The organism is Microbacterium foliorum, from assembly GCF_003367705.1.
In the GTDB taxonomy this organism is placed as follows: Bacteria; Actinomycetota; Actinomycetes; order Actinomycetales; family Microbacteriaceae; genus Microbacterium; species Microbacterium foliorum.
The window spans coordinates 2,710,285-2,728,767 of the sequence record NZ_CP031425.1 but is presented as its reverse complement, the minus strand read 5'-3'; the positions used below and the strand labels follow the sequence as shown (position 1 = coordinate 2,728,767).

General features: G+C 68.7%; 21 protein-coding genes. 17 read left to right on the top strand and 4 right to left on the bottom strand.

Annotated features, from left to right (window positions below; genetic code table 11):
- Positions 1-32 precede the first annotated feature (32 nt).
- From secE to DXT68_RS12910, 7 genes are all read left to right on the top strand, one after another.
- Positions 33-305, top strand: coding sequence for a preprotein translocase subunit SecE (gene secE / locus DXT68_RS12940; RefSeq protein ID WP_045254233.1), 273 nt, complete (start codon positions 33-35; stop codon positions 303-305).
- Positions 306-345: 40 nt separating this feature from the next.
- Entirely contained in the window at positions 346-1,404 is a 1,059-nt protein-coding gene (nusG, locus tag DXT68_RS12935) for a transcription termination/antitermination protein NusG (RefSeq protein WP_045254234.1), read from the top strand.
- Positions 1,405-1,955: 551 nt separating this feature from the next.
- Positions 1,956-2,387, top strand: coding sequence for a 50S ribosomal protein L11 (rplK, locus tag DXT68_RS12930; protein WP_045254235.1), 432 nt, complete (start codon positions 1,956-1,958; stop codon positions 2,385-2,387).
- Positions 2,388-2,398: 11 nt separating this feature from the next.
- Positions 2,399-3,088 (top strand): 50S ribosomal protein L1, encoded by a 690-nt coding sequence (gene rplA / locus DXT68_RS12925; protein ID WP_045254236.1) that lies wholly within the window; start codon positions 2,399-2,401, stop codon positions 3,086-3,088.
- A gap of 179 nt (positions 3,089-3,267) precedes the next feature.
- Positions 3,268-4,086: an amino acid ABC transporter substrate-binding protein gene (locus DXT68_RS12920; RefSeq protein ID WP_045254237.1), complete on the top strand. Its 819-nt coding sequence runs from the start codon at positions 3,268-3,270 to the stop codon at positions 4,084-4,086.
- A 3-nt stretch (positions 4,087-4,089) separates the two neighbouring features.
- Entirely contained in the window at positions 4,090-4,755 is a 666-nt protein-coding gene (locus DXT68_RS12915) for an amino acid ABC transporter permease (RefSeq protein WP_045254238.1), read from the top strand.
- On the top strand, positions 4,742-5,599 hold the full coding sequence (locus tag DXT68_RS12910) for an amino acid ABC transporter ATP-binding protein (RefSeq protein ID WP_045254239.1): 858 nt from the start codon (positions 4,742-4,744) through the stop codon (positions 5,597-5,599). Before DXT68_RS12915 ends, DXT68_RS12910 begins: the two co-directional genes overlap by 14 nt.
- Positions 5,600-5,614: 15 nt before the next feature.
- Here DXT68_RS12910 and lysE read toward each other — a convergent pair whose 3' ends face one another.
- A complete protein-coding gene (lysE, locus tag DXT68_RS12905) occupies positions 5,615-6,322 on the bottom strand; it encodes an L-lysine exporter (RefSeq protein ID WP_045254240.1) in 708 nt (235 codons plus the stop codon).
- 26 nt (positions 6,323-6,348) lie between these two features.
- On the opposite strand from lysE, the gene DXT68_RS12900 reads away from it, so the two are divergent.
- The 6 genes from DXT68_RS12900 to DXT68_RS12875 all read left to right on the top strand — a co-directional run bounded on the left by DXT68_RS12900 (position 6,349) and on the right by DXT68_RS12875 (position 10,587).
- Positions 6,349-7,269, top strand: a complete 921-nt coding sequence (locus DXT68_RS12900) for a LysR family transcriptional regulator ArgP (RefSeq protein ID WP_045254241.1) — start codon at positions 6,349-6,351, stop codon at positions 7,267-7,269.
- Positions 7,270-7,481: 212 nt separating this feature from the next.
- Entirely contained in the window at positions 7,482-8,105 is a 624-nt protein-coding gene (locus tag DXT68_RS12895; protein WP_045254242.1) for a SipW-dependent-type signal peptide-containing protein, read from the top strand.
- Positions 8,072-8,725: a SipW-dependent-type signal peptide-containing protein gene (locus tag DXT68_RS12890; protein ID WP_244268188.1), complete on the top strand. Its 654-nt coding sequence runs from the start codon at positions 8,072-8,074 to the stop codon at positions 8,723-8,725. The genes DXT68_RS12895 and DXT68_RS12890 overlap by 34 nt, the downstream gene beginning before the upstream one ends.
- A gap of 28 nt (positions 8,726-8,753) precedes the next feature.
- On the top strand, positions 8,754-9,380 hold the full coding sequence (locus DXT68_RS12885; RefSeq protein ID WP_052677728.1) for a signal peptidase I: 627 nt from the start codon (positions 8,754-8,756) through the stop codon (positions 9,378-9,380).
- Positions 9,377-10,078, top strand: a complete 702-nt coding sequence (locus DXT68_RS12880; RefSeq protein ID WP_156149297.1) for a hypothetical protein — start codon at positions 9,377-9,379, stop codon at positions 10,076-10,078. Before DXT68_RS12885 ends, DXT68_RS12880 begins: the two co-directional genes overlap by 4 nt.
- Positions 10,075-10,587 carry a hypothetical protein gene (locus DXT68_RS12875; protein WP_156149298.1) on the top strand — a complete coding sequence of 171 codons (513 nt, stop codon included), beginning with the start codon at positions 10,075-10,077 and terminating at the stop codon, positions 10,585-10,587. The genes DXT68_RS12880 and DXT68_RS12875 overlap by 4 nt, the downstream gene beginning before the upstream one ends.
- Before the next feature lie 46 nt (positions 10,588-10,633).
- On the opposite strand, the gene DXT68_RS12870 is transcribed toward DXT68_RS12875, so the two are convergent.
- Both DXT68_RS12870 and DXT68_RS12865 read right to left on the bottom strand, forming a co-directional pair.
- Positions 10,634-11,326 (bottom strand): YqaJ viral recombinase family protein, encoded by a 693-nt coding sequence (locus tag DXT68_RS12870; RefSeq protein ID WP_045254245.1) that lies wholly within the window; start codon positions 11,324-11,326, stop codon positions 10,634-10,636.
- Between the two features lie 68 nt (positions 11,327-11,394).
- On the bottom strand, positions 11,395-12,759 hold the full coding sequence (locus tag DXT68_RS12865; RefSeq protein ID WP_045254246.1) for a glucose-6-phosphate dehydrogenase: 1,365 nt from the start codon (positions 12,757-12,759) through the stop codon (positions 11,395-11,397).
- A gap of 51 nt (positions 12,760-12,810) precedes the next feature.
- On the opposite strand from DXT68_RS12865, the gene DXT68_RS12860 reads away from it, so the two are divergent.
- The 3 genes from DXT68_RS12860 (at position 12,811) to rplL (ending at position 15,750) form a co-directional block, all read left to right on the top strand.
- Positions 12,811-14,604, top strand: a complete 1,794-nt coding sequence (locus DXT68_RS12860; RefSeq protein ID WP_045254247.1) for a glycoside hydrolase family 15 protein — start codon at positions 12,811-12,813, stop codon at positions 14,602-14,604.
- Between the two features lie 231 nt (positions 14,605-14,835).
- Complete coding sequence (gene rplJ / locus DXT68_RS12855) at positions 14,836-15,324, top strand: 50S ribosomal protein L10 (RefSeq protein WP_045254248.1); 489 nt, start codon at positions 14,836-14,838, stop codon at positions 15,322-15,324.
- Positions 15,325-15,372: 48 nt separating this feature from the next.
- Positions 15,373-15,750 (top strand): 50S ribosomal protein L7/L12, encoded by a 378-nt coding sequence (gene rplL / locus DXT68_RS12850; RefSeq protein ID WP_045254249.1) that lies wholly within the window; start codon positions 15,373-15,375, stop codon positions 15,748-15,750.
- A gap of 99 nt (positions 15,751-15,849) precedes the next feature.
- On the opposite strand, the gene DXT68_RS12845 is transcribed toward rplL, so the two are convergent.
- Positions 15,850-16,860, bottom strand: a complete 1,011-nt coding sequence (locus DXT68_RS12845; RefSeq protein WP_045254250.1) for a LacI family DNA-binding transcriptional regulator — start codon at positions 16,858-16,860, stop codon at positions 15,850-15,852.
- Between the two features lie 276 nt (positions 16,861-17,136).
- Between DXT68_RS12845 and DXT68_RS12840 the strand changes: the two genes are divergently transcribed.
- On the top strand, positions 17,137-18,468 hold the full coding sequence (locus tag DXT68_RS12840) for an ABC transporter substrate-binding protein (RefSeq protein ID WP_045254251.1): 1,332 nt from the start codon (positions 17,137-17,139) through the stop codon (positions 18,466-18,468).
- Positions 18,469-18,483: the final 15 nt, after the last annotated feature.

Sequence of the window (18,483 nt, the reverse complement as noted above, 5' to 3'; positions counted from 1 at the left end):
GCACACGCTGACACACGAAAGGTACATTCAGGATGGATCAGGACGAACCGCGCGGCGATGTCGTCGCGTCCGGCGCCACCCGCGAGAAGAAGCGCGGACTCGTGGGCTTCTTCGCGGGCATCGCCCTGTTCTTCCGTCAGGTCATCGCCGAACTGCGCAAGGTCGTCACCCCGACCCGCAAGGAACTGGTCAAGTTCACCGCAGTGGTGCTCGTCTTCGTCCTGATCGTCATGGGCATCGTCTACGGACTCGACACCCTGTTCGCCTGGGTGACGCACGTGGTGTTCGGGGTTCCGGGCGCCTGACGCCCTCGCGGCCTGGCCGCAGTGATTGGAAAGAAACAACGTGGCTGAACGATATTCCGACGACGCCGACTGGGCGACCGCTGCCGAGCAGTCCAGCGAGGAGGACGAGGCCCAGGAGGGCAACGTCCTCGCCGCTGAGGAGAACTCGGTCACCCCGGCCGAGCACGTCGCGCTGCACGTCGAGGACGTCGACGCCGAGCCCGACACGCAGGACGACACCGACATCGAAATCGACGACCCGGAGGCGGATGCGATCGTGAACGACGCTCTCAACCTGGACGAGGCGGCAGAGGCTGAGGCCGCCGCCGAGGTCCTCAACGAATCCGTGGCGGACGAGACCGCCGAGCTCGAGGCTGCCGGGGCCGACGAGGTCACCCCTTACGACGGCCCCGACGTGAACGGCGAAGACGACCGTCCCGCGGCGGACGCCGACGAGGACGACGCCGAGGGCGACGAGGATGCCGACGACGCCGAGGAGGACCCGTACGAGGCGTTCCGCCTCGACCTGCGGATGCTGCCCGGCAAGTGGTACGTCATCCACTCGTACGCCGGATTCGAGCGCAAGGTCAAGGCGAACATCGAGCAGCGCAAGTCGACGCTCGAGGTCGAGGACGAGATCTACCAGATCGAGGTCCCGATGGAGGACGTCGTCGAGATCAAGAACGGCCAGCGCAAGATGGTCACCCGCGTGCGCATCCCGGGCTACGTGCTCGTGCGCATGGAGCTCACCGAAGACACCTGGTCCGTCGTCCGTCACACGCCTGGCGTCACCGGCTTCGTGGGCAACGCTCACAACCCGACTCCGCTGCGTTTCGAAGAGGCCTTCAACATGCTGAAGTCCCTCGTCGAGGTCAAGGACGTCCCCACGGCCAAGAACATCGCGTCGAAGGGCGGCGTCGCCGTCGCTCGTCCGCTGCCGGCCGAGGTCGACTTCGAGGTCGGCGAGACCATCACGATCAAGGAGGGCTCGTTCGCGGGTCTGCCCGGTTCGATCAGCGAGATCAAGCCCGAGAGCGGAAAGCTCACGGTGCTCGTGTCGCTCTTCGAGCGTGAGACCCCGGTCGAGCTGTCGTTCGACCAGGTCACGAAGATGATCTGACACACACGTCTCACGAGAACGGCCGTCCCGCTTCGGGGCGGCCGTTCTCGCATCCGGGGTCCGTTGTCGCATCCGTGATTCGGTGCGGGGCCACTTCCGCATCCGAAACGGGTGTCGAGACCGTGCGGGGTCAGTTCCGCATCCGTGATTCCGTGCGGGGTCAGTTCCGCATCCGAAACGGGCTGTTCCGCTGCGTTATCGACCCCGCTCGGCGTCCGGCACGTCGACGTGGCGGCGATCCCGCGGGGAGTCCCGTGCGGGGTCACTTCCGCATCCCGAACGGGCGGCGAGTCCCGTGCGGGGTCAGTTCCGCATCCGGAAGACCGTGCGGGGTCAGTTCCGCATCCCGAACGGGCTGTTCCCCTGCGTTATCGACCCCGCTCGGCATCCGGTGCTCGAACGGCGTGCGTAGTCCGCGGGTCTCCGGATCGGGTAGACTTACGTGGTTTGCGTGCCGCTTCGGCGTGCGCGCGAATCCCACCGCTGTCCGGAACCGCCGGATCGCGGGAGAAACGGATGCCGAGGCATCCGATTCGATGAAAGGAAAGAGAATGGCACCGAAGAAGAAGGTGACCGGCCTGATCAAGCTTCAGATCAAGGCTGGCGCTGCCAACCCGGCGCCGCCGATCGGCCCCGCGCTCGGTCAGCATGGCGTCAACATCATGGAGTTCTGCAAGGCGTACAACGCCGCGACCGAGTCGCAGCGCGGCAACGTCATCCCCGTCGAGATCACCGTCTACGAGGACCGCAGCTTCACGTTCATCCTGAAGACCCCGCCGGCGGCGGAGCTCATCAAGAAGGCCGCAGGCATCCCCAAGGGCTCCGCGACTCCGCACACCGTCAAGGTCGCGAAGATCACCAAGGAGCAGGTCCGCGAGATCGCAGAGACCAAGCAGGCCGATCTGAACGCGAACGACATCGAGGCTGCCTCGAAGATCATCGCCGGCACCGCCCGTTCCATGGGCATCACGGTCGAGGGCTGAGGAGAATAATCATGGCTACCAAGTCCAAGGCTTACAAGGCTGCCGCCGAGAAGATCGAGGCAGACCGTTTCTACACCCCCTCCGAGGCCGTCGCTCTGGCCAAGGAGACCGGCTCGTCGAAGTTCGACTCGACCGTCGAGGTCGCGCTGAAGCTCTCGGTCGACCCCCGCAAGGCAGACCAGATGGTGCGCGGCACCGTCATCCTGCCGCACGGAACCGGTAAGACCGCCCGCGTCATCGTCTTCGCCACCGGCCCCGCGGCCGAGGCGGCGATCGCCGCAGGCGCCGATGAGGTCGGCGGCGCCGAGCTCATCGAGAAGGTCGCCGGCGGATGGACCGCGTTCGATGCGGCCGTCTCCACCCCTGAGCTCATGGGCCAGGTCGGTCGTCTCGGAAAGGTGCTGGGCCCGCGCGGTCTGATGCCGAACCCGAAGACCGGCACCGTGACCCCCAACGCTGCCAAGGCAGTCGAGGAGATCAAGGGCGGAAAGATCGAGTTCCGCGTCGACAAGCACGCCAACGTGCACTTCGTCGTCGGCAAGTCCTCGTTCACCGCTGAGCAGCTCGATGAGAACATCGGTGCAGCGCTCGAGGAGATCGTGCGTCTGAAGCCGTCGAGCTCGAAGGGCCGCTATATCCAGAAGGGCGCCGTGTCGACCACGTTCGGCCCCGGCATCCCGCTGGACGTCAACGCCATCTGAGTGTGACACTCTGAAACGCCCCCGGGTTCTCCCGGGGGCGTTTCTGCGTTCTCCCGGAACGACATCCGACGACATCCGATACGGGATGCGACCCGGATGCCGCGTACTGTGGGGGAGTTCCGCGCCACAGCACCGTGTTTCATCGCCTGCGTCACATCGCACACCCCAGGAGGGTTCCCATGTCCCGTCGCCTCATCGCCGTCACGGCTCTGGTCGTCGTCGCCGCCGCACTCACCGCGTGCAGCGGCAGCACCTCGCCGGAGAGCACCTCATCGTCCGAGCCGGGCGCGGGGTCCGACTTCGGTCTCGTCACCGACGGCACCCTCACCGTCGCGACCGAGGGCACGTATCGCCCCTTCAGCTTCCACGGCGACGGCGGCACCGGAGATCTCACCGGATTCGACGTCGAGATCATCCAGGCCGTGGCCGACAAGCTCGGGCTCGAGGTGGAGTTCCAAGAGACCCAGTGGGACGCGATCTTCGCCGGCCTCGACGCGGGGCGCTTCGACGTGATCGCGAATCAGGTGAGCATCAGCGACCAGCGCGAGGAGAAGTATCTCTTCAGCACCCCGTACACCGTCTCGCCCGGAGTCATCGTCGTCGCGGATGATGACGACTCGATCTCCTCGTTCGCCGACCTCGCGGGCAAGACCACCGCGCAGTCGCTCACCAGCAACTGGAACGACCTGGCCACCGAGTCCGGTGCCAAGGTCGAGGGTGTCGAAGGCTGGGCGCAGGCCGTCGAGCTGCTGCGCCAGGGGCGCGTGGATGCGACCATCAACGACAAGCTCACGTTCCTGGACTACGAGAAGACCACCAGCGACTCCGGGCTGAAGATCGCCGCCGAGACCGACGATGCGGGAAAGCAGGCGTTCGTGTTCACGAAGGACAAGACCGCGCTCGTCGACGCGATCGACACCGCCCTCGACGAGCTGCGTGCAGACGGCACGCTGGCCGAGATCAGCGACAAGTACTTCGGCGAAGACGTCACCCAGTAACCCATGGAGAACCCCTGGCAGCTGTTCCTCGATTCGCTCGGGCCCATCGCCCTGGCGGGTGTGACGGTCACGGTGCCGCTCGCGTTGATCTCCTTCGCGGTCGGTCTCGTGATCGCGGTCGGCATCGCCCTGATGAGGATCTCAGTCAACCCGCTTCTCTCCGCCGTCGCGAGGTTCTACATCTCGGTCATCCGCGGGACGCCGATGATCGTCCAGCTGTTCGTGATCTTCTACGGTCTCGGATCGATCGGACTGAAGATCGACCCGTGGCCGAGCGCCATCATCGCGCTGTCCCTCAACGTGGGCGGTTACGGTGCGGAGGTCGTCCGCGCGGCCATCCTCTCGGTGCCCAAGGGCCAGTGGGAGGCCGCCTACACGGTGGGGATGAACCGCACGCGCACACTGACCCGCGTCATCCTGCCGCAGGCCGCTCGGGTCTCGGTGCCGCCGCTGTCGAACACGTTCATCTCGCTGGTCAAGGACACCTCTCTGGCATCCCTGATCCTGGTGACCGAGTTGTTCAAGGTGGCCCAGCAGATCGCCTCGGCGACCCTGGAGTTCATGGTGCTCTACCTGGCTGCGGCCCTGGTGTACTGGGTGCTCTGTCTGATCCTCTCGTTCGGGCAGAGCGCACTGGAGAGGAGACTCGACCGCAATGTCGCTCACTGACCCGGCGAGCTCGCCCGATCCGACGCCCGCCGATGTCCCGTCCCCGACACCGGGCTCGCCGGCCGACGCGCTGTTGACGGCCCGTGGCTTGCGCAAGAGCTTCGGTGACAATGAGGTGCTGCGCGGCATCGATCTGACCCTGCACCGCGGCGAGGTCGTGGTGCTGATCGGCCCGAGCGGGTCGGGCAAGACGACCGTGCTGCGTGCGCTGAACGGGCTGGAAACCCCGGATTCCGGCACGATCGTGGTCGCTGGGGGTCCTGATATCGACTTCGCGCCCACAGACGCCGTCGCACCGCGGGTGCGGGCGCGCCAGCGGCTCGCGCTGCGCGATCGGTCGGCGATGGTGTTCCAGCACCACAACCTGTTCCCTCATCTGACGGTGCTCGAGAACGTCATCGAGGGGCCGTGGCGGGTGCAGCGCCGGCCGAAGGCCGAGGCGATAGCCGATGCGCGGGCGCTGCTGGCCAGGGTGGGGCTCGCCGACAAGGAGGACGCGCACCCGCACCAGCTGTCGGGTGGGCAGCAGCAGCGCGTCGGCATCGTGCGCGCGCTCGCCCTGCGGCCAGACCTGCTTCTCTTCGACGAGCCCACCAGCGCGCTCGATCCCGAGCTCGTCGGCGAGGTGCTCCTCGTGATCAAGGAGCTCGCGGACGAAGGGTGGAGCATGGTCGTGGTGACCCACGAGTTGAGCTTCGCGCGCGAAGCCGCGGACCGCGTTCTCTTCATGGATGCCGGCGCAGTGGTGGAGTCGGGAACCCCGGCGGAGATCTTCGGCGCACCGCAGCACGAGCGCACTCAGCGCTTCCTCGCACGCCTCCTGCGGCCCCTCGACGGCGCGTGAGGGCGAGGCCGTCGATCAGACTCCGATCACGGGCAGTGCGAGGCTGACCGCGAGTGCGATCATGACGACGGCGATCAGCGCGTCGAGGATCCGCCACGATCGTTCGGTGCGCAACCAGCGACCGAGGTAGCGCGCACCGAAGCCGAGGGCGGTGAACCACAGCACGCTCGCCGTGATCGCCCCGGCGGCGAACAGCCACCGCTGCTCGCCGTGCGTCGCCGCGATGGATCCGAGCATCAGGACCGTGTCGAGATAGACGTGCGGGTTGAGCCAGGTGAGTGCGAGCACGGTGAGGATGACGGGTGCGAGTCCCGTGCGCGTGCCGGTGCCCGTGGCCTCGCGGGTGCGGGTGCCTGTGCCCGTGCTCGCGGGCCCGGCCGCGCGGGCATCCGCGTACCCGGGGCGCGCGTCGCCTTCGGCGGTGTCCACGCGCAGCCCCTCGCCGCCCTGCCAGGCGCGTCGAGCGGCGAGCAGGCCGTATGTCAGCAGGAACAGCGCTCCCGCCCATCGGACGACGGCGACGAGCCACGGCGCCGCCGAGATGACGAAGCCGAGTCCGGCGACCCCGGCGGCGATCAGCAGGGCATCGGAGACCGCACAGATGACGACCACGGCCACGACGTGCTCACGGCGGATGCCCTGTCGCAGCACGAAGACGTTCTGGGCGCCGATGGCGATGATCAGGGACAGGCCGAGGCCGAGACCCGAGAAGACGGAGAGCATGCCTCCACGCTAGGGAGCAGCCCCACATGAGCACCAGCGAGGATTTCTACCGAACCATTAGCATCACTGATGTGAAGATAGACCCCGAACTCGCCGCCACCGTGGCCGCCGTCGCCGACGAGGGCACGCTCGATGCGGCCTCCCGCGTCCTCCGGATCACCCCTTCTGCGGTGAGCCAGCGCCTGAAGACCATCGAGGAGCAGCTGGGCAGGGTGCTCCTCGTGCGCACCAAGCCGGCCCGCCTCACCGAGGCGGGCGAGGCCGTGGTCCGGCTCGCGCGTCAGATGGCGCTTCTCGAGCACGATGCGCTCGCCGGTCTGGGTCTGCAGAGCGAGGATGCGCCTCGCGCCCGCATCCCGCTCGCCGTGAACGCCGATTCGCTGTCGACGTGGTTCCTGCCGCCACTCGCTCGGCTGTCGGCTGTGCACGATCTCGACTTCGACCTGCACCGCGACGATCAGAACTTCACGGCGCGACTGCTCGAGTCGGGCACGGTGATGGCCGCCGTCACGAGTGAGGCGACCCCGGTCGCCGGCTGTTCGGTCTCGCCTCTGGGGGTGCTCGAGTATCACGCGATGGGGGAACCTGCTTTCGTGCGGCGCTGGTTCCCTGACGGCGTGAACGCGCAGGCTCTGGCCGCCGCGCCGTTCGTCGATTTCGATCGCCGCGACGCGCTGCAGCACGAGTGGCTCGCGGCGAAGGGGGTCGACCAGCAGGGGGTGCCGCGGCACTATGTGCCGGCATCGCACGACTACGCACTCGCGGTGCGATTGGGGCTCGGCTGGGGAATGGTGCCGGTACTGCAGCAGGACGACGGCCTCATCCCCCTCGGTGGCCCGGCGTTGCGCGTGGAGCTGTTCTGGCAGCAGTGGAATCTGCGCTCGTCCCTGCTCGACACGATCGCTGCCGATGTCGCAGCGGAGGCGCAGCGCGTGCTGTCGCGCTGAGGCGCATTGGGAGCGACTAACCGCAACCATCCGACCGGTCGCGAAGACAGGTAGACGTTTTTCTCTCAGAATCCCCCATTCTTGTACAGCTATGCGCGCTCAGGGGTTGTGTTCCGGCATTCTGTGGACAAAACTGATCCATACCGAACCGCGGATGCGCCCCAGTCGGGCGTCCCCAGGCATCCGCGGTTCTCGGTTCCTGAGGGGGAGACATGGTTCAGAAGGACACGACACGGAAAGTGCTGGCCGTTCTGGCCGGCGGGTTGGTGCTCGGCGTGGGAATCGGGGTGACCCTCGCCGCGTGGAACGATTCGGAGTTCGCATCGGGGACGTTCACCGCCGGATCCTTCAATCTCGAGGGCTCGACGGCGAGCGCCACGACCGCGTACGTCAATCACAATGTGGACAACGGCGACACGGCGGTCTCGCTGGTGTTCCAGCTCCCGGCCGTCGCGTCTTCGATGGCACCGGGTGACGTGGTCTACGCACCGTTCTGGGTACGTCTCGACAGCACGACGACCAACAACGCGACGCTCCTGCCCACGGGTGTCACCGCCGGATCGGGCGGCAACGCCGCGAACCTCTCCTACACCGTGACGGCGATCGCACCGGGTGCGACCTGCGGGGCCGCGGCGACGGGCACACTGCTCGCCTCCGGCGCCACCCTCGCGACACAGACCGGTGCCACCTCGGTGCCGCTGACCAAGGGGGCGACGGCGGGTACCGCGGGGACTCCGGTGCAGCTGTGCTTCGCCGTCACGGCCGGATCCGGTCTCACCCAGGGCGCCGCGGCGACCGCGACATGGAAGTTCACGGCGACCTCGACCGCCAACTGATCATGGCCGGCACCCGCAGATCCATGCGGGAGGGAAGGCGATCGCGCTCCCGCCGGATCCGGGCCGTCCTCGCGGGCGGGCTGGTGTTCGGCGTCGGCGCCACGATGACCCTCGCGGCATGGAACGACTCCGAGTACAGCAGCGCGACCTTCACCGCCGGTCGCTTCGACATCGTCGGTGCCGTCGACGGCGCGACGTTCAGCAGCCATCCGGTCGGCTCTCCGGCCGCACTCACGTTCAGCGCCCCCTTCGGTGCGATGGTGCCAGGCACCACGGTCTATTCGCTGTTCAGCGTGAAGACCGCGAACCCGTCGGTGGCGGGTTCGCTGCAGCTGAGCGTGGCGTCGACGGCGGGCACGGGCCTCGGCCCCTACCTGCGCTACGGGGTGCGCACCATCACGGGCACCACGTGCAACGCCACCACCTACCCGGCCGGTACCGCCGTGGTGGCCGACAACTCGACGATGTCCACCGGGGGCACCGGGTCGCAGGCCGTGGGTGCGAACGGCGGATCCACGGTCAACTACTGCATCTCCGTGACCCTCCCCTCGACCGCCGACAACGGAGCGCAGGGGCTGACGGCGATCCAGACGTGGCAGATCCTCGGGACGGCGTCCTGAGCGGGCGCCGCAGACGCGGAGGGATGTCATGAGCGCACCGGCCACCAGACGGGAGCTCCGCGAGCGGCGGGCAGAGCGCTTCACGGCGCCGAACGCGGCGGCACGCGACAGCGCGGCCCCCGAGTCGCAGCGTCGCGAGGTGTCGTCTCGAGCCGGACGTCTGCTCGTCGATGCACTGCTCTGGGTGGCCGCGATCGCCGGGACGATCTGCATGGTGCTGGTCGTCCTCGCGCTCACCGCGCAGATCACGCTGATCATGTTCCGCACGGGGTCGATGTCGCCGACGATCCCTGCGGGTTCCGTGGCCGTCGTGCAGCAGGTCGCAGCGTCCGAGATCGCCGTGGGCGACGTCGTGACGGTCTCTCGCCCGGGTGATCTCCCCGTCACCCACCGGGTCACATCCATCGCCCCTGGTGAGAGCGGTGAGCAGCGTGTCCTCACGATGCGCGGTGATGCGAATGCGGCTGACGACCCGTACCTCTACACCGTGGAGTCGGTGCGTGTGGTGCTGTTCTCCGTGCCGGGCATCGCGACCGTGATCGTGGCGCTCGGCGATCCGCTGGTGCTCGGCGGGCTCACGATCGGGGCGACGGCGCTCGTGGTGTGGGCGTTCTGGCCGCGCCGCGCACGAGCGGCCACGGGGGCCGGGTCATGATCCGCAGGTCGGGAGTCAGGGCGGCGGCCATCGCAAGCGCGGTCGCCGCCGGCATGGCGCTCATCGCGCCGACCGCCGCGTGGGCCGTGCCCTCGACCCAGATCGTGCAGGGGGAGGTGCTCACGCTCGTGTCGGTCGCCGACTGGGACGCCGCATCGAGCCTCCGCCCTGGACAGCCCGTCCGGTGGGACGTCACCGTCAGCGCGGATGCTCCCGAGCCCGGCACCGTGCGAGTCGGCGTCAGCGCCACCGGCGATGCTGATCTCGTCGTCGACGCCGCCCTGTGCACGCAGGCCTGGACAGCGGGCGGATGCCCCGGCGGCGAGACGGTCGTGCGGGCGGCGTGGTCGATCCCCCGTGACGGCGCCGAGGTCTCGCTCGTCGAGATGTCCGACGACGATGCGGCGCATCTGCGCCTCTCGATCGCCCTCGCCGATGCGCAGCTCGGCAGCACCCTCGCCGATGCGCAGCTCGGCAGCACCCTCGCCGATGCGCAGCTCGGCAGCACCGAGGTGCGCGTCCACGCGCAGGGCTCGGGGGAGTCGGCGACCGTGGGGCCGGGCGGTGGCCTGGCGACCACCGGGCCGTCGCCGGTGGCTCCCTGGGCGGTGGGCGGCGCCCTCCTGCTTCTCGCCGCCGGGTGGGCGCTCGCCGCAGCGGCGCGCGCCCGTGCGGCCGCGAAGGACGGCGGATCGTGAGTGCGCGTGGGCGGCGACGGATGCTCGGCGGCGTCGCCGGGACCCTGCTGCTGGTCGGCATCTGCCTCGCTCCCGCCGCGCAGGTGACCGACGCGGCGTTCACCGACCGCGAGTACTCCACCGCGACGTTCCGGGCGTTCACCGTGCCGGCGCCGACGATCACCTCGTGCACCGCGGTGAACAACGGCCTCGGGATCTTCCAGAGTGTGACGCTCGTGTGGACGTCGACCTACCCGGCCACGGGCGTGAGCCTGACCCTGACTCAGGGCTCGACGACCGCCACGGTCCCCGCCGCGAACATCACGAGCACCGGTCCGGCGACCGGCGGTGTGTACACCCACACGGCGGTGCTCACCCAGGGCCTGCTGGCGAGCCTGCTGACGAATCTGCTGGGCAGCACCACCACGATGACGGCGCGCAACCTACTCGCCGGCACGGCCTGGGTCTCGACCGGGGTGAGTCGACAGCTCGCGGTCGGTGCGCTGGGCATCGGCTCCAGTTGCACCTGAGCCGCACGAAGATGCTCGTGCGCGAGGGCGCTCGCGCCGAAGGAGGTCAGTCGGCGAGTGCCAGCGCGCGGAAAGCGTCGCGCTCGCGCAGGTGCTCACGGCGGCTGGCTGCGGCGGCTGCGGCGGCGTCGGCGATGCGGGTCGGCACCTGCATGCCGGTGGTCCGTCGGTAGAGCTCGTCGATGAGATCGGTGGCAAGCCCCACGAGCTTCGCGATCTCACGGTCGTCGCGGTCGATCCACACGCAGCGCGGTTCGTCGTGGATCGGGGCGAAGTCGACGTGCTCCTCCCAGACGAAGAGCGTGCGCTCGGCGCCGAGCACGTGCTGCTGCCACCAGATCTGGCGCAGGTAGGTGCGCGGGATGCCGCGGAAGGCCTTGTTGGTGGTCTTGATCTCGGCGAGCTTGACGCGGCCGTCCGCATCGACGGCGATGCCGTCGGGAGTCGCGAGATGGCGGTGCTCGACCTCGGCGCGGAAGAGGGCGGACGAGGGCAGGATGCCGTGAGTGGCCGCCACCCAGGCGGCGATCTCGGGCTCTCGGCGTCGGCCGTGATCGGTGTAGGCGTTGCCGCCGAACCGGGGGCCGCCGCCGAGCTTCGAGTCGGCGGCGCGGATGATCGACCGTTCGCTGGTGAGTCCTGCGACATCCGTCGCGGTGATGCCGCGCGAGCGGGCTCGCATCCACGCCACGCGGTCACGGGAATCCGCGACGATGCGTGCGCGGAGTTCGGGAGTCACCCTTCGACCCTAACCCCGCCCGGGGACTCTGCGTCCCTTCACACGCCGCTGCGCCGCAGGCGCGGTGATCAGGCGTGGGTGGGCCAGCCCGCCGGGCCGGATGACCCCGCGGGGTACTCGTCGAGCGGCACCTCGTCGCGGCGCCATGCGTCGAGGATCGGGGCGACGATCCGCCAGCACTCCTCTGCGGCGTCGCCGCGGACGGAGAGCAGCGGGTCGCCGTCGAGGACGCCAGACAGCACCTCGGCGTAGGCCTTGAGCGCGCCCTCGCCGAGATCGGCCGACAGGGCGGCGCGCTCGAGCTCGAACGGGTCGTCGGCGGCGTTGAGGTTCAGCTCGAGGGAGATCCGATCCGGGCCGAGCGAGAAGCGCAGCACGGCTCCGTCGGACGAACCGGTGAGACCCGTCGGCAGGTGCCGGACCGGGCGGAAGCGCACGACGATCTCGGTCGCCGGCGTGCCGAGGGCCTTGCCCGACCGCAGTCGGAACGGTGTTCCCGCCCAGCGGGCGTTGCGCACCTCGAAGGTGGCCTCCGCCAGCGTCTCCGTCCGGCGATCGGGGTCAACGCCCGGTTCGTCGACGTACGAGGGCTTCTCCGCACCGCCGACCGAGCCCGCGGTGTACCGGGCTCGGCGGGAGGACGTCGCGGGGTCGTCGGCCCACACCGCGGTCGCACGGAGGACGGCGCTCGTCGCGGCGCGGAAGTCGACCTCGTCGAGCGTGGCGGGCTCCTCCATCGCCAGCACCGCGAGAACCTGCAGCAGGTGGCTCTGGATCATGTCCACCAGCGCGCCGGCCGCATCGTAGTAGCCGGCGCGGCCTTCGAGCGCGAGCGCCTCGTCGTACACGATGTCGACGGATTCGATGCTCTCGGCCGACCACAGCGGCTCCAGGATGCGGTTCGCGAAGCGCGCACCGAGCAGGTTGAGCGTGGTCGAGCGGCCGAGGAAGTGGTCGACCCGGTAGATCTGATGCTCCGGCACCAGGGCGGTGAGAGTGCGGTTGAGGGCACGGGCGCTCGCCTCATCGGTGCCGAAGGGCTTCTCCATGACGAGCATCGTCCCCGCCGGCAGCATCTCGGGAGTGAGGGCCTCGATCGCGGCCTCGGCCACAGACGGCGGCACCGCGAAGTAGAGGGCCACCTGTCCGGTGCAGCCCTGCAGCAGAGTGCGCAGGTCTTCGGCGTCGGTGATGTCGGCGCGCACGAACGTCACGTCGACACGAGAGGCAGCCTCTTCGGCGTCCATCGAGGCGAAGGCCTTCGTCACGACCGCCTCGAGGTCGGCGTCGGTCCAGTCCTCGCGGTCGGCGCCGACGATGCGCACCGCGCGGGACGGCTCTCGTGTCAGCAGCTGTCCCAGGGCGGGAAGGAGCAGCCGGGAGGCGAGGTCGCCCCCGGCGCCGAAGATCACGAGCGTCGTCGCAGCGGTCATGGTCCCACCGTAACCGCTCCGACGCACAGGGTGTCGTGCCAGAATCGGGCGATGCCCGCTCCCATCGAGGACTATGCCCTGCTCAGCGACTGCCGCACCGGCGCGCTCGTCTCGCGCGAGGGCAGCATCGACTGGCTCTGTCTGCCGCGGTTCGATGCGCCGTCGCTGTTCGGGGCGCTGCTGGGAGATCCGCGCAACGGATGCTGGAGCCTACGCCCCACCGAGGCCGCGGCCACCGCTCGGAGGCACTACGTCTCGGACACGTTCCTGCTCGTGACCCGGTGGGAGACGGCCGACGGCGTCGCGGAGGTGCAGGAGTTCCTGCCGTTGCATCCGACGCGCAGTGACGTGGTGCGCCGGATCGTCGGCATCTCAGGGCGGGTGGAGTTCGCCACGGAGCTGCGCCTGCATTTCGACTACTCCCGTCGGCTGCCCTGGGTGCGACAGGTGGGCTCGGCCGAGGAGCCCGCACTCCACGCGACCGCCGGCCCCGAGGCCGTGATCGTCCGCGGGGTGCGGCTCGTCGCCCAGGACCATGTGCACCGCGCGACGTTCACGGTGGCGGCCGACCAGGTCGTCGACCTCACGCTCAGCTGGTTCCCCTCGCACGAGCATGCGCCGACGCCGATCGACGTCGACGAGGCGATCGCCGCCACGCGGTCCTGGTGGCAGGGGTGGGCGAGCGGCATCGAGCACGAGGGTCCGTATCGCGCCGAGGTCGTCCGCTCGCTGCTCGTGCTGCGGGCGCTGACGAACAAGGACACCGGCGGCATCGTCGCCGCGGCCACCACCTCGCTTCCCGAGCAGTTCGGCGGCGCGCGCAACTGGGACTACCGCTTCGTCTGGCTGCGGGATGCCGCACTGACGCTCGAGGCTCTCATCGCACACGGCTTCCTCACCGAGGCCCATCACTGGCGGCGATGGCTGCTGCGAGCGGTCGCGGGGGAGCCGAGCGAGGTGCAGATCATGTACGGCATCGCCGGGGAGCGGGATCTGGTCGAGCGCGAGCTGTCGAGCCTGCCCGGGTACGACGGCGCGGCGCCGGTGCGCATCGGCAACGGCGCCGTCGACCAGTATCAGGGCGACGTGATCGGGGAGGTGCTGGTCGCCCTCGAGTGCGCGAGGATCGCGGGTCTCGAGGAGGGCGACTTCTCGTGGCCGCTGCAGCGGGCCCTCATCGAGCAGGTCATCGCCTCGATCGCGCGTCCCGACAACGGCATCTGGGAGATCCGCGGCGAACCGCAGTGGTTCACCCATTCCCGGGTCATGATGTGGGCGGCTCTCGACCGCGGCGTCCGCGCGGTGCAGGAGCAGGGCCTCACCGGCGATGCCGGACGGTGGGCGGAGGTGCGCGACGAACTGCGTCGCGAGATCGACGAGCGCGGGGTCGATGCCGAGCACGGATACTTCATTCAGCACTACGGGTCGACGGAGGTCGATGCGTCGCTGCTCGTGCTCCCGCAGGTCGGGTACTGCACGGCGGATGACCCGCGGATGCTGCGCACCGTGGAGCAGATCGAGAGCACACTGCTCACCGACGGGTTCGTCCGGCGCTATCGCACCGAGTCGGGTGTCGACGGCCTGGAAGGCGGAGAGCATCCGTTCATCGCCTGCAGCTTCTGGCTGGTCGAGCAGTACGCGACGAGCGATCGCCTCGACGACGCCCGAGATCTCATGGACCGGCTGATCGCGATGACGAACGATCTGGGTCTGCTGTCGGAGGAGTACGACGTCGCGAACGCTCGGCATGCGGGCAACACGCCGCAGGCGCTCTCGCACCTGAGCCTCATCCGCGCGGCAGACGCCCTCGCCGGACACGGGGGGCGTGCCGCGCATCGACGGTGATCCCCCTGATTTGGGGAGGCGGCGGGGGTGGGGTACAGTGGGATCAACCGAAGACCGCTGGTCATCGTCGAGCGTGCGAACGCGAGTCGATCGAAGCTCTGCTCAGCAGGGGCCCGCGCAGGACACGAACTTTCAAAGCTCCGTGCGCTTGCGCCGGAGCTTTTCTGTTGCATGCGGTCGGAGTCGGCGCCCCACCACCGTGCGGCGCCTCGTACACACCAAGGAGTGACCATGGCGCAGAAGGATGCATCGGTCGCCGAGCTCACGAAGTCATTCGAGAACTCGTCCGCCGTTCTGCTGACCGAGTACCGCGGTCTGACGGTTGCCCAGCTCAAGGAGCTGCGCAACAGCATCCGTCAGGACGCTGAGTACGCCGTGGTGAAGAACACGCTGACCAAGATCGCCGCCAACAAGGCTGGCATCACCGCGCTGGACGACGACCTCAAGGGTCCGTCGGCCGTCGCGTTCGTGCACGGCGACTTCGTCGCCACTGCCAAGGCTCTTCGTGACTTCGCCAAGGCCAACCCGCTTCTCGTGATCAAGGCCGGCATCTTCGAGGGCAACGCCCTCTCTGCCGACGAGGTCAACAAGTACGCCGCGCTCGAGAGCCGTGAGGCTCTGCTGGCGAAGGCTGCGGGCATGATGAAGGCGACGATGGGCAAGGCTGCCGCGACCATCGACGCGCTTCGCGAAAAGCTGGAGACCGCAGAGGCCGCGTGAGCGACCTCCGATCTCGTCTACAAACCCCATCTATCTAGGAGATACATCATGGCTAAGCTCACCACTGAGGAGCTGCTCGAGCAGTTCGCCGGCCTGACCCTCGTCGAGCTCAACGACTTCGTGAAGGCGTTCGAGGAGAAGTTCGAGGTCACCGCTGCTGCACCCGTCGCCGTTGCCGGCGCTGGTGGAGGAGCCGCGGAAGAGGTCGAGGAGAAGGATTCCTTCGACGTCATCCTCGAGTCCGCAGGTGACAAGAAGATCCAGGTCATCAAGACCGTCCGCGAGCTCACCTCGCTCGGTCTCGGCGAGGCCAAGGCCGTCGTCGACGGTGCTCCCAAGGCCGTGCTCGAGGGCGCGAACAAGGAAGCAGCCGACAAGGCCAAGGAGGCCCTCGAGGCCGCTGGCGCCACCGTCACCCTCAAGTAATCCGCTCCGGGTCGCGGCCTCTGCGCCGCGACCCGGATGGACGACTTCACGAAAGCCCCGGGGTCTCCTCGGGGCTTTCGTGCGTCCGGAGCGTGCGGGTCAGCGTCGTCTGGCGGTGGAGCTGCGCACCACGAGGGCGGATGCCGTCACCGAGCGTTCGCGCGGTGCGTCCGGCTGGTCGATCTGCCGCTGCAGCAGCCGCACGGCCTCGTGTCCCTGCTCGCGGGGTGACTGCTTGATGGTGGTGAGCGCGAACATCTCGGCGTGCTGGTGGTCGTCGATGCCGACGATGCTGATCTCCGTCGGCACGGCGATGCCCAGGCGTCGCGCCGCGATCATGGCCCCGATCGCGGTCTCATCGCACACCCCCACGATCGCGGTCGGGCGTCCTCGGCGGTCGGCGAGCAGCTCGACGGCGGCCGCGTACCCGCCGGGCATCGTCGGAGGCGAGTCGGCGATCCGCGCGATGGACTCGAGGCCGGCGGCCGCCAGGGCCTCGAGATAGCCCTCGACGCGCTGGGCGTCCCCGAAGCTGAGGTCGTCGGCGTCGGCGTCGCCGGCGCCGCCGACGAAGGCGATGTCGGCGTGTCCCAGCCCGATCAGGTGCTCGGTGGCGATGCGCGCCGCCCCCACGTCGTCGATCGACACGGCGCTGGACCCCTCGCTGTAGGGGCCGACGCTGACGAGCGGGCGGTCGGATCGGCGCAGGCGTTCGAGCTCATGCGCGCTCGGCTGGATGCCGACGGCGATGATCCCGTCGAAGCGGCGCCCGGGCAGCACGGAGTCGAAGAGCCGGTCCCTGGTCGCGGTGCCCTCCTGCATGCCGTAGAGGGCGAGCTCGTAGTCGAGCGCGAACAGGGATTCCTGGATGCCGGCGAGCAGCTCGGAGAAGAACCAGCGGTCGACGGGCGGCATGACCACGCCGACCGTGTGCGTGCGCCCTGTCGCCAGGCTGGTCGCGGAGGAGTGGGCGACGTACGAGAGCTCCTGCGCCGCTCCAGCCACGCGCTGACGGGTCTCCTCCGAGACATAGCCGCGTCCGCTGAGCGCGCGACTGGCCGTGGCCTTCGATACTCCGGCGAGGGCGGCGACGTCGGAGATCTTGCTCATCGGTCCTCCCTGACCAGGTGCGCGAGCGCCACGTCCTTCGTGTGCCGATCACAGCGTAGTCGGCGGATCCTCCAAAGGGAACCGGTTCCACACCTGATTCACGGGAGCGCTCCCACGAAGCGGCCCGCGGTGTCGGCAAAGGTTGCGAGCTTGTGACCTTCGCTTGTTGTGTGGGACGCCGAGAGGCCAGTAGGTTTGCCTGGAATCGGTTCCCCAATGGATGCGGCGATTGCTCCTCTGGGCGAACGGATGATCTACCTAAGAGGAGAAACACACATGGCATTGTCACAGCGATACCGCCTTCTCGCCCCGATCGCTCTGGTCGGAGTCGCGACGCTCGCTCTCGCGGGTTGCACTGAGGGAGGCTCGGGCGACGGCGGAGACGGCGGCGAGGCCAAGACGACCGTCCGCATCTCGGGAGGCATCACCGGCGTCGAGGCCGAAGACCTGAACTCGAGCTTCGACGCCTTCACCGAAGAGACCGGCATCAAGGTCGAGTACACCGGCGACAAGGGCTTCGAGGGCAACATCGTCACCAAGGTGACCGGTGGAGACGCCCCCGACATCGCCATCGTGCCGCAGCCCGGCCTGCTCAAGAGCCTCGTCGACACCGGCAAGGTCATGGCAGCGCCCGAGGGCGTCGAGTCCGCGGTCGACGAGAACTGGTCTGAGGACTGGAAGAAGTACGGCACGTTCGACGACACGTTCTACGCGGCTCCGATGCTCGCGAACGTCAAGGGCTACGTCTGGTACTCGCCCGCGAGCTTCGCGGAGTGGGGCGTCGAGGTCCCCAAGACCTGGGACGAGATGATCGCTCTCACCGACACGATCGTCGAGAAGACCGGCCAGCCCGCCTGGTGCGCCGGTTTCGCCTCCGAGGCGGCCTCCGGCTGGCCCGGCACCGACTGGATCGAGGACCTCGTCCTGCGCCAGTCCGGCCCCGAGGTCTACGACAAGTGGGTCGCGGGAGACGTCAAGTTCACCGACCCCGAGATCAAGGACGCGTTCGACGCCGTCGGCGAGATCCTGCTCAACCCCGAGTACGTGAACGCGGGCTACGGCGACGTCAAGAGCATCAACGCCACCGCCTTCGGTGACGTCGCGGCCAAGGTCGCCGACAAGAGCTGCGCACTGACCCACCAGGCCTCGTTCCTCTCGGCCAACTTCCTCGACGTGCAGACCGCCGAGGGCGAGGTGCCCACCGTCGGTCCCGACGGCGACGTCTACGCATTCGTGATGCCGGGTGAGACCGAGGGCGAGCTCCAGATCGAGGGCGGTGGCGAGTTCGTCGCCGCGTTCTCCGACGACGAGTCGACCGTCAAGGTGCTCGAGTTCATGGCCTCTCCGGAGTTCGCCGATGCTCGCGTCAAGCTGGGTGGAGTCATCTCCGCCAACAAGAACGCCGACCCGAGCCTCGCATCGAGCGAGTTCCTGCAGGAAGCCATGAAGATCATGCAGGACGAGACGACCGTCTTCCGCTTCGATGCATCCGACCTGATGCCTGCCACAGTCGGCAACGGTTCGTTCTGGAAGGGAATGGTCGACTGGATCGACGGCAAGGACACCGACACGGTGCTCTCCGACATCCAGGCCGGTTACGCCAACTGATCGGCTCGCCAGGCC

Excerpts from the sequence above, each read along its gene's own strand:
- secE (WP_045254233.1), top strand. The coding sequence starts at position 33 with ATGGATCAGGACGAACCGCGCGGCGATGTCGTCGCGTCCGGCGCCACC.
- rplK (WP_045254235.1), top strand. The coding sequence starts at position 1,956 with ATGGCACCGAAGAAGAAGGTGACCGGCCTGATCAAGCTTCAGATCAAG.
- rplA (WP_045254236.1), top strand. The coding sequence starts at position 2,399 with ATGGCTACCAAGTCCAAGGCTTACAAGGCTGCCGCCGAGAAGATCGAG.
- DXT68_RS12920 (WP_045254237.1), top strand. The coding sequence starts at position 3,268 with ATGTCCCGTCGCCTCATCGCCGTCACGGCTCTGGTCGTCGTCGCCGCC.
- DXT68_RS12915 (WP_045254238.1), top strand. The coding sequence starts at position 4,090 with ATGGAGAACCCCTGGCAGCTGTTCCTCGATTCGCTCGGGCCCATCGCC.
- DXT68_RS12910 (WP_045254239.1), top strand. The coding sequence starts at position 4,742 with ATGTCGCTCACTGACCCGGCGAGCTCGCCCGATCCGACGCCCGCCGAT.
- lysE (WP_045254240.1), bottom strand. The coding sequence starts at position 6,322 with ATGCTCTCCGTCTTCTCGGGTCTCGGCCTCGGCCTGTCCCTGATCATC.
- DXT68_RS12900 (WP_045254241.1), top strand. The coding sequence starts at position 6,349 with ATGAGCACCAGCGAGGATTTCTACCGAACCATTAGCATCACTGATGTG.
- DXT68_RS12895 (WP_045254242.1), top strand. The coding sequence starts at position 7,482 with ATGGTTCAGAAGGACACGACACGGAAAGTGCTGGCCGTTCTGGCCGGC.
- DXT68_RS12890 (WP_244268188.1), top strand. The coding sequence starts at position 8,072 with ATGGAAGTTCACGGCGACCTCGACCGCCAACTGATCATGGCCGGCACC.
- DXT68_RS12885 (WP_052677728.1), top strand. The coding sequence starts at position 8,754 with ATGAGCGCACCGGCCACCAGACGGGAGCTCCGCGAGCGGCGGGCAGAG.
- DXT68_RS12880 (WP_156149297.1), top strand. The coding sequence starts at position 9,377 with ATGATCCGCAGGTCGGGAGTCAGGGCGGCGGCCATCGCAAGCGCGGTC.
- DXT68_RS12865 (WP_045254246.1), bottom strand. The coding sequence starts at position 12,759 with ATGACCGCTGCGACGACGCTCGTGATCTTCGGCGCCGGGGGCGACCTC.
- DXT68_RS12860 (WP_045254247.1), top strand. The coding sequence starts at position 12,811 with ATGCCCGCTCCCATCGAGGACTATGCCCTGCTCAGCGACTGCCGCACC.
- rplJ (WP_045254248.1), top strand. The coding sequence starts at position 14,836 with ATGGCGCAGAAGGATGCATCGGTCGCCGAGCTCACGAAGTCATTCGAG.
- rplL (WP_045254249.1), top strand. The coding sequence starts at position 15,373 with ATGGCTAAGCTCACCACTGAGGAGCTGCTCGAGCAGTTCGCCGGCCTG.
- DXT68_RS12845 (WP_045254250.1), bottom strand. The coding sequence starts at position 16,860 with ATGAGCAAGATCTCCGACGTCGCCGCCCTCGCCGGAGTATCGAAGGCC.
- DXT68_RS12840 (WP_045254251.1), top strand. The coding sequence starts at position 17,137 with ATGGCATTGTCACAGCGATACCGCCTTCTCGCCCCGATCGCTCTGGTC.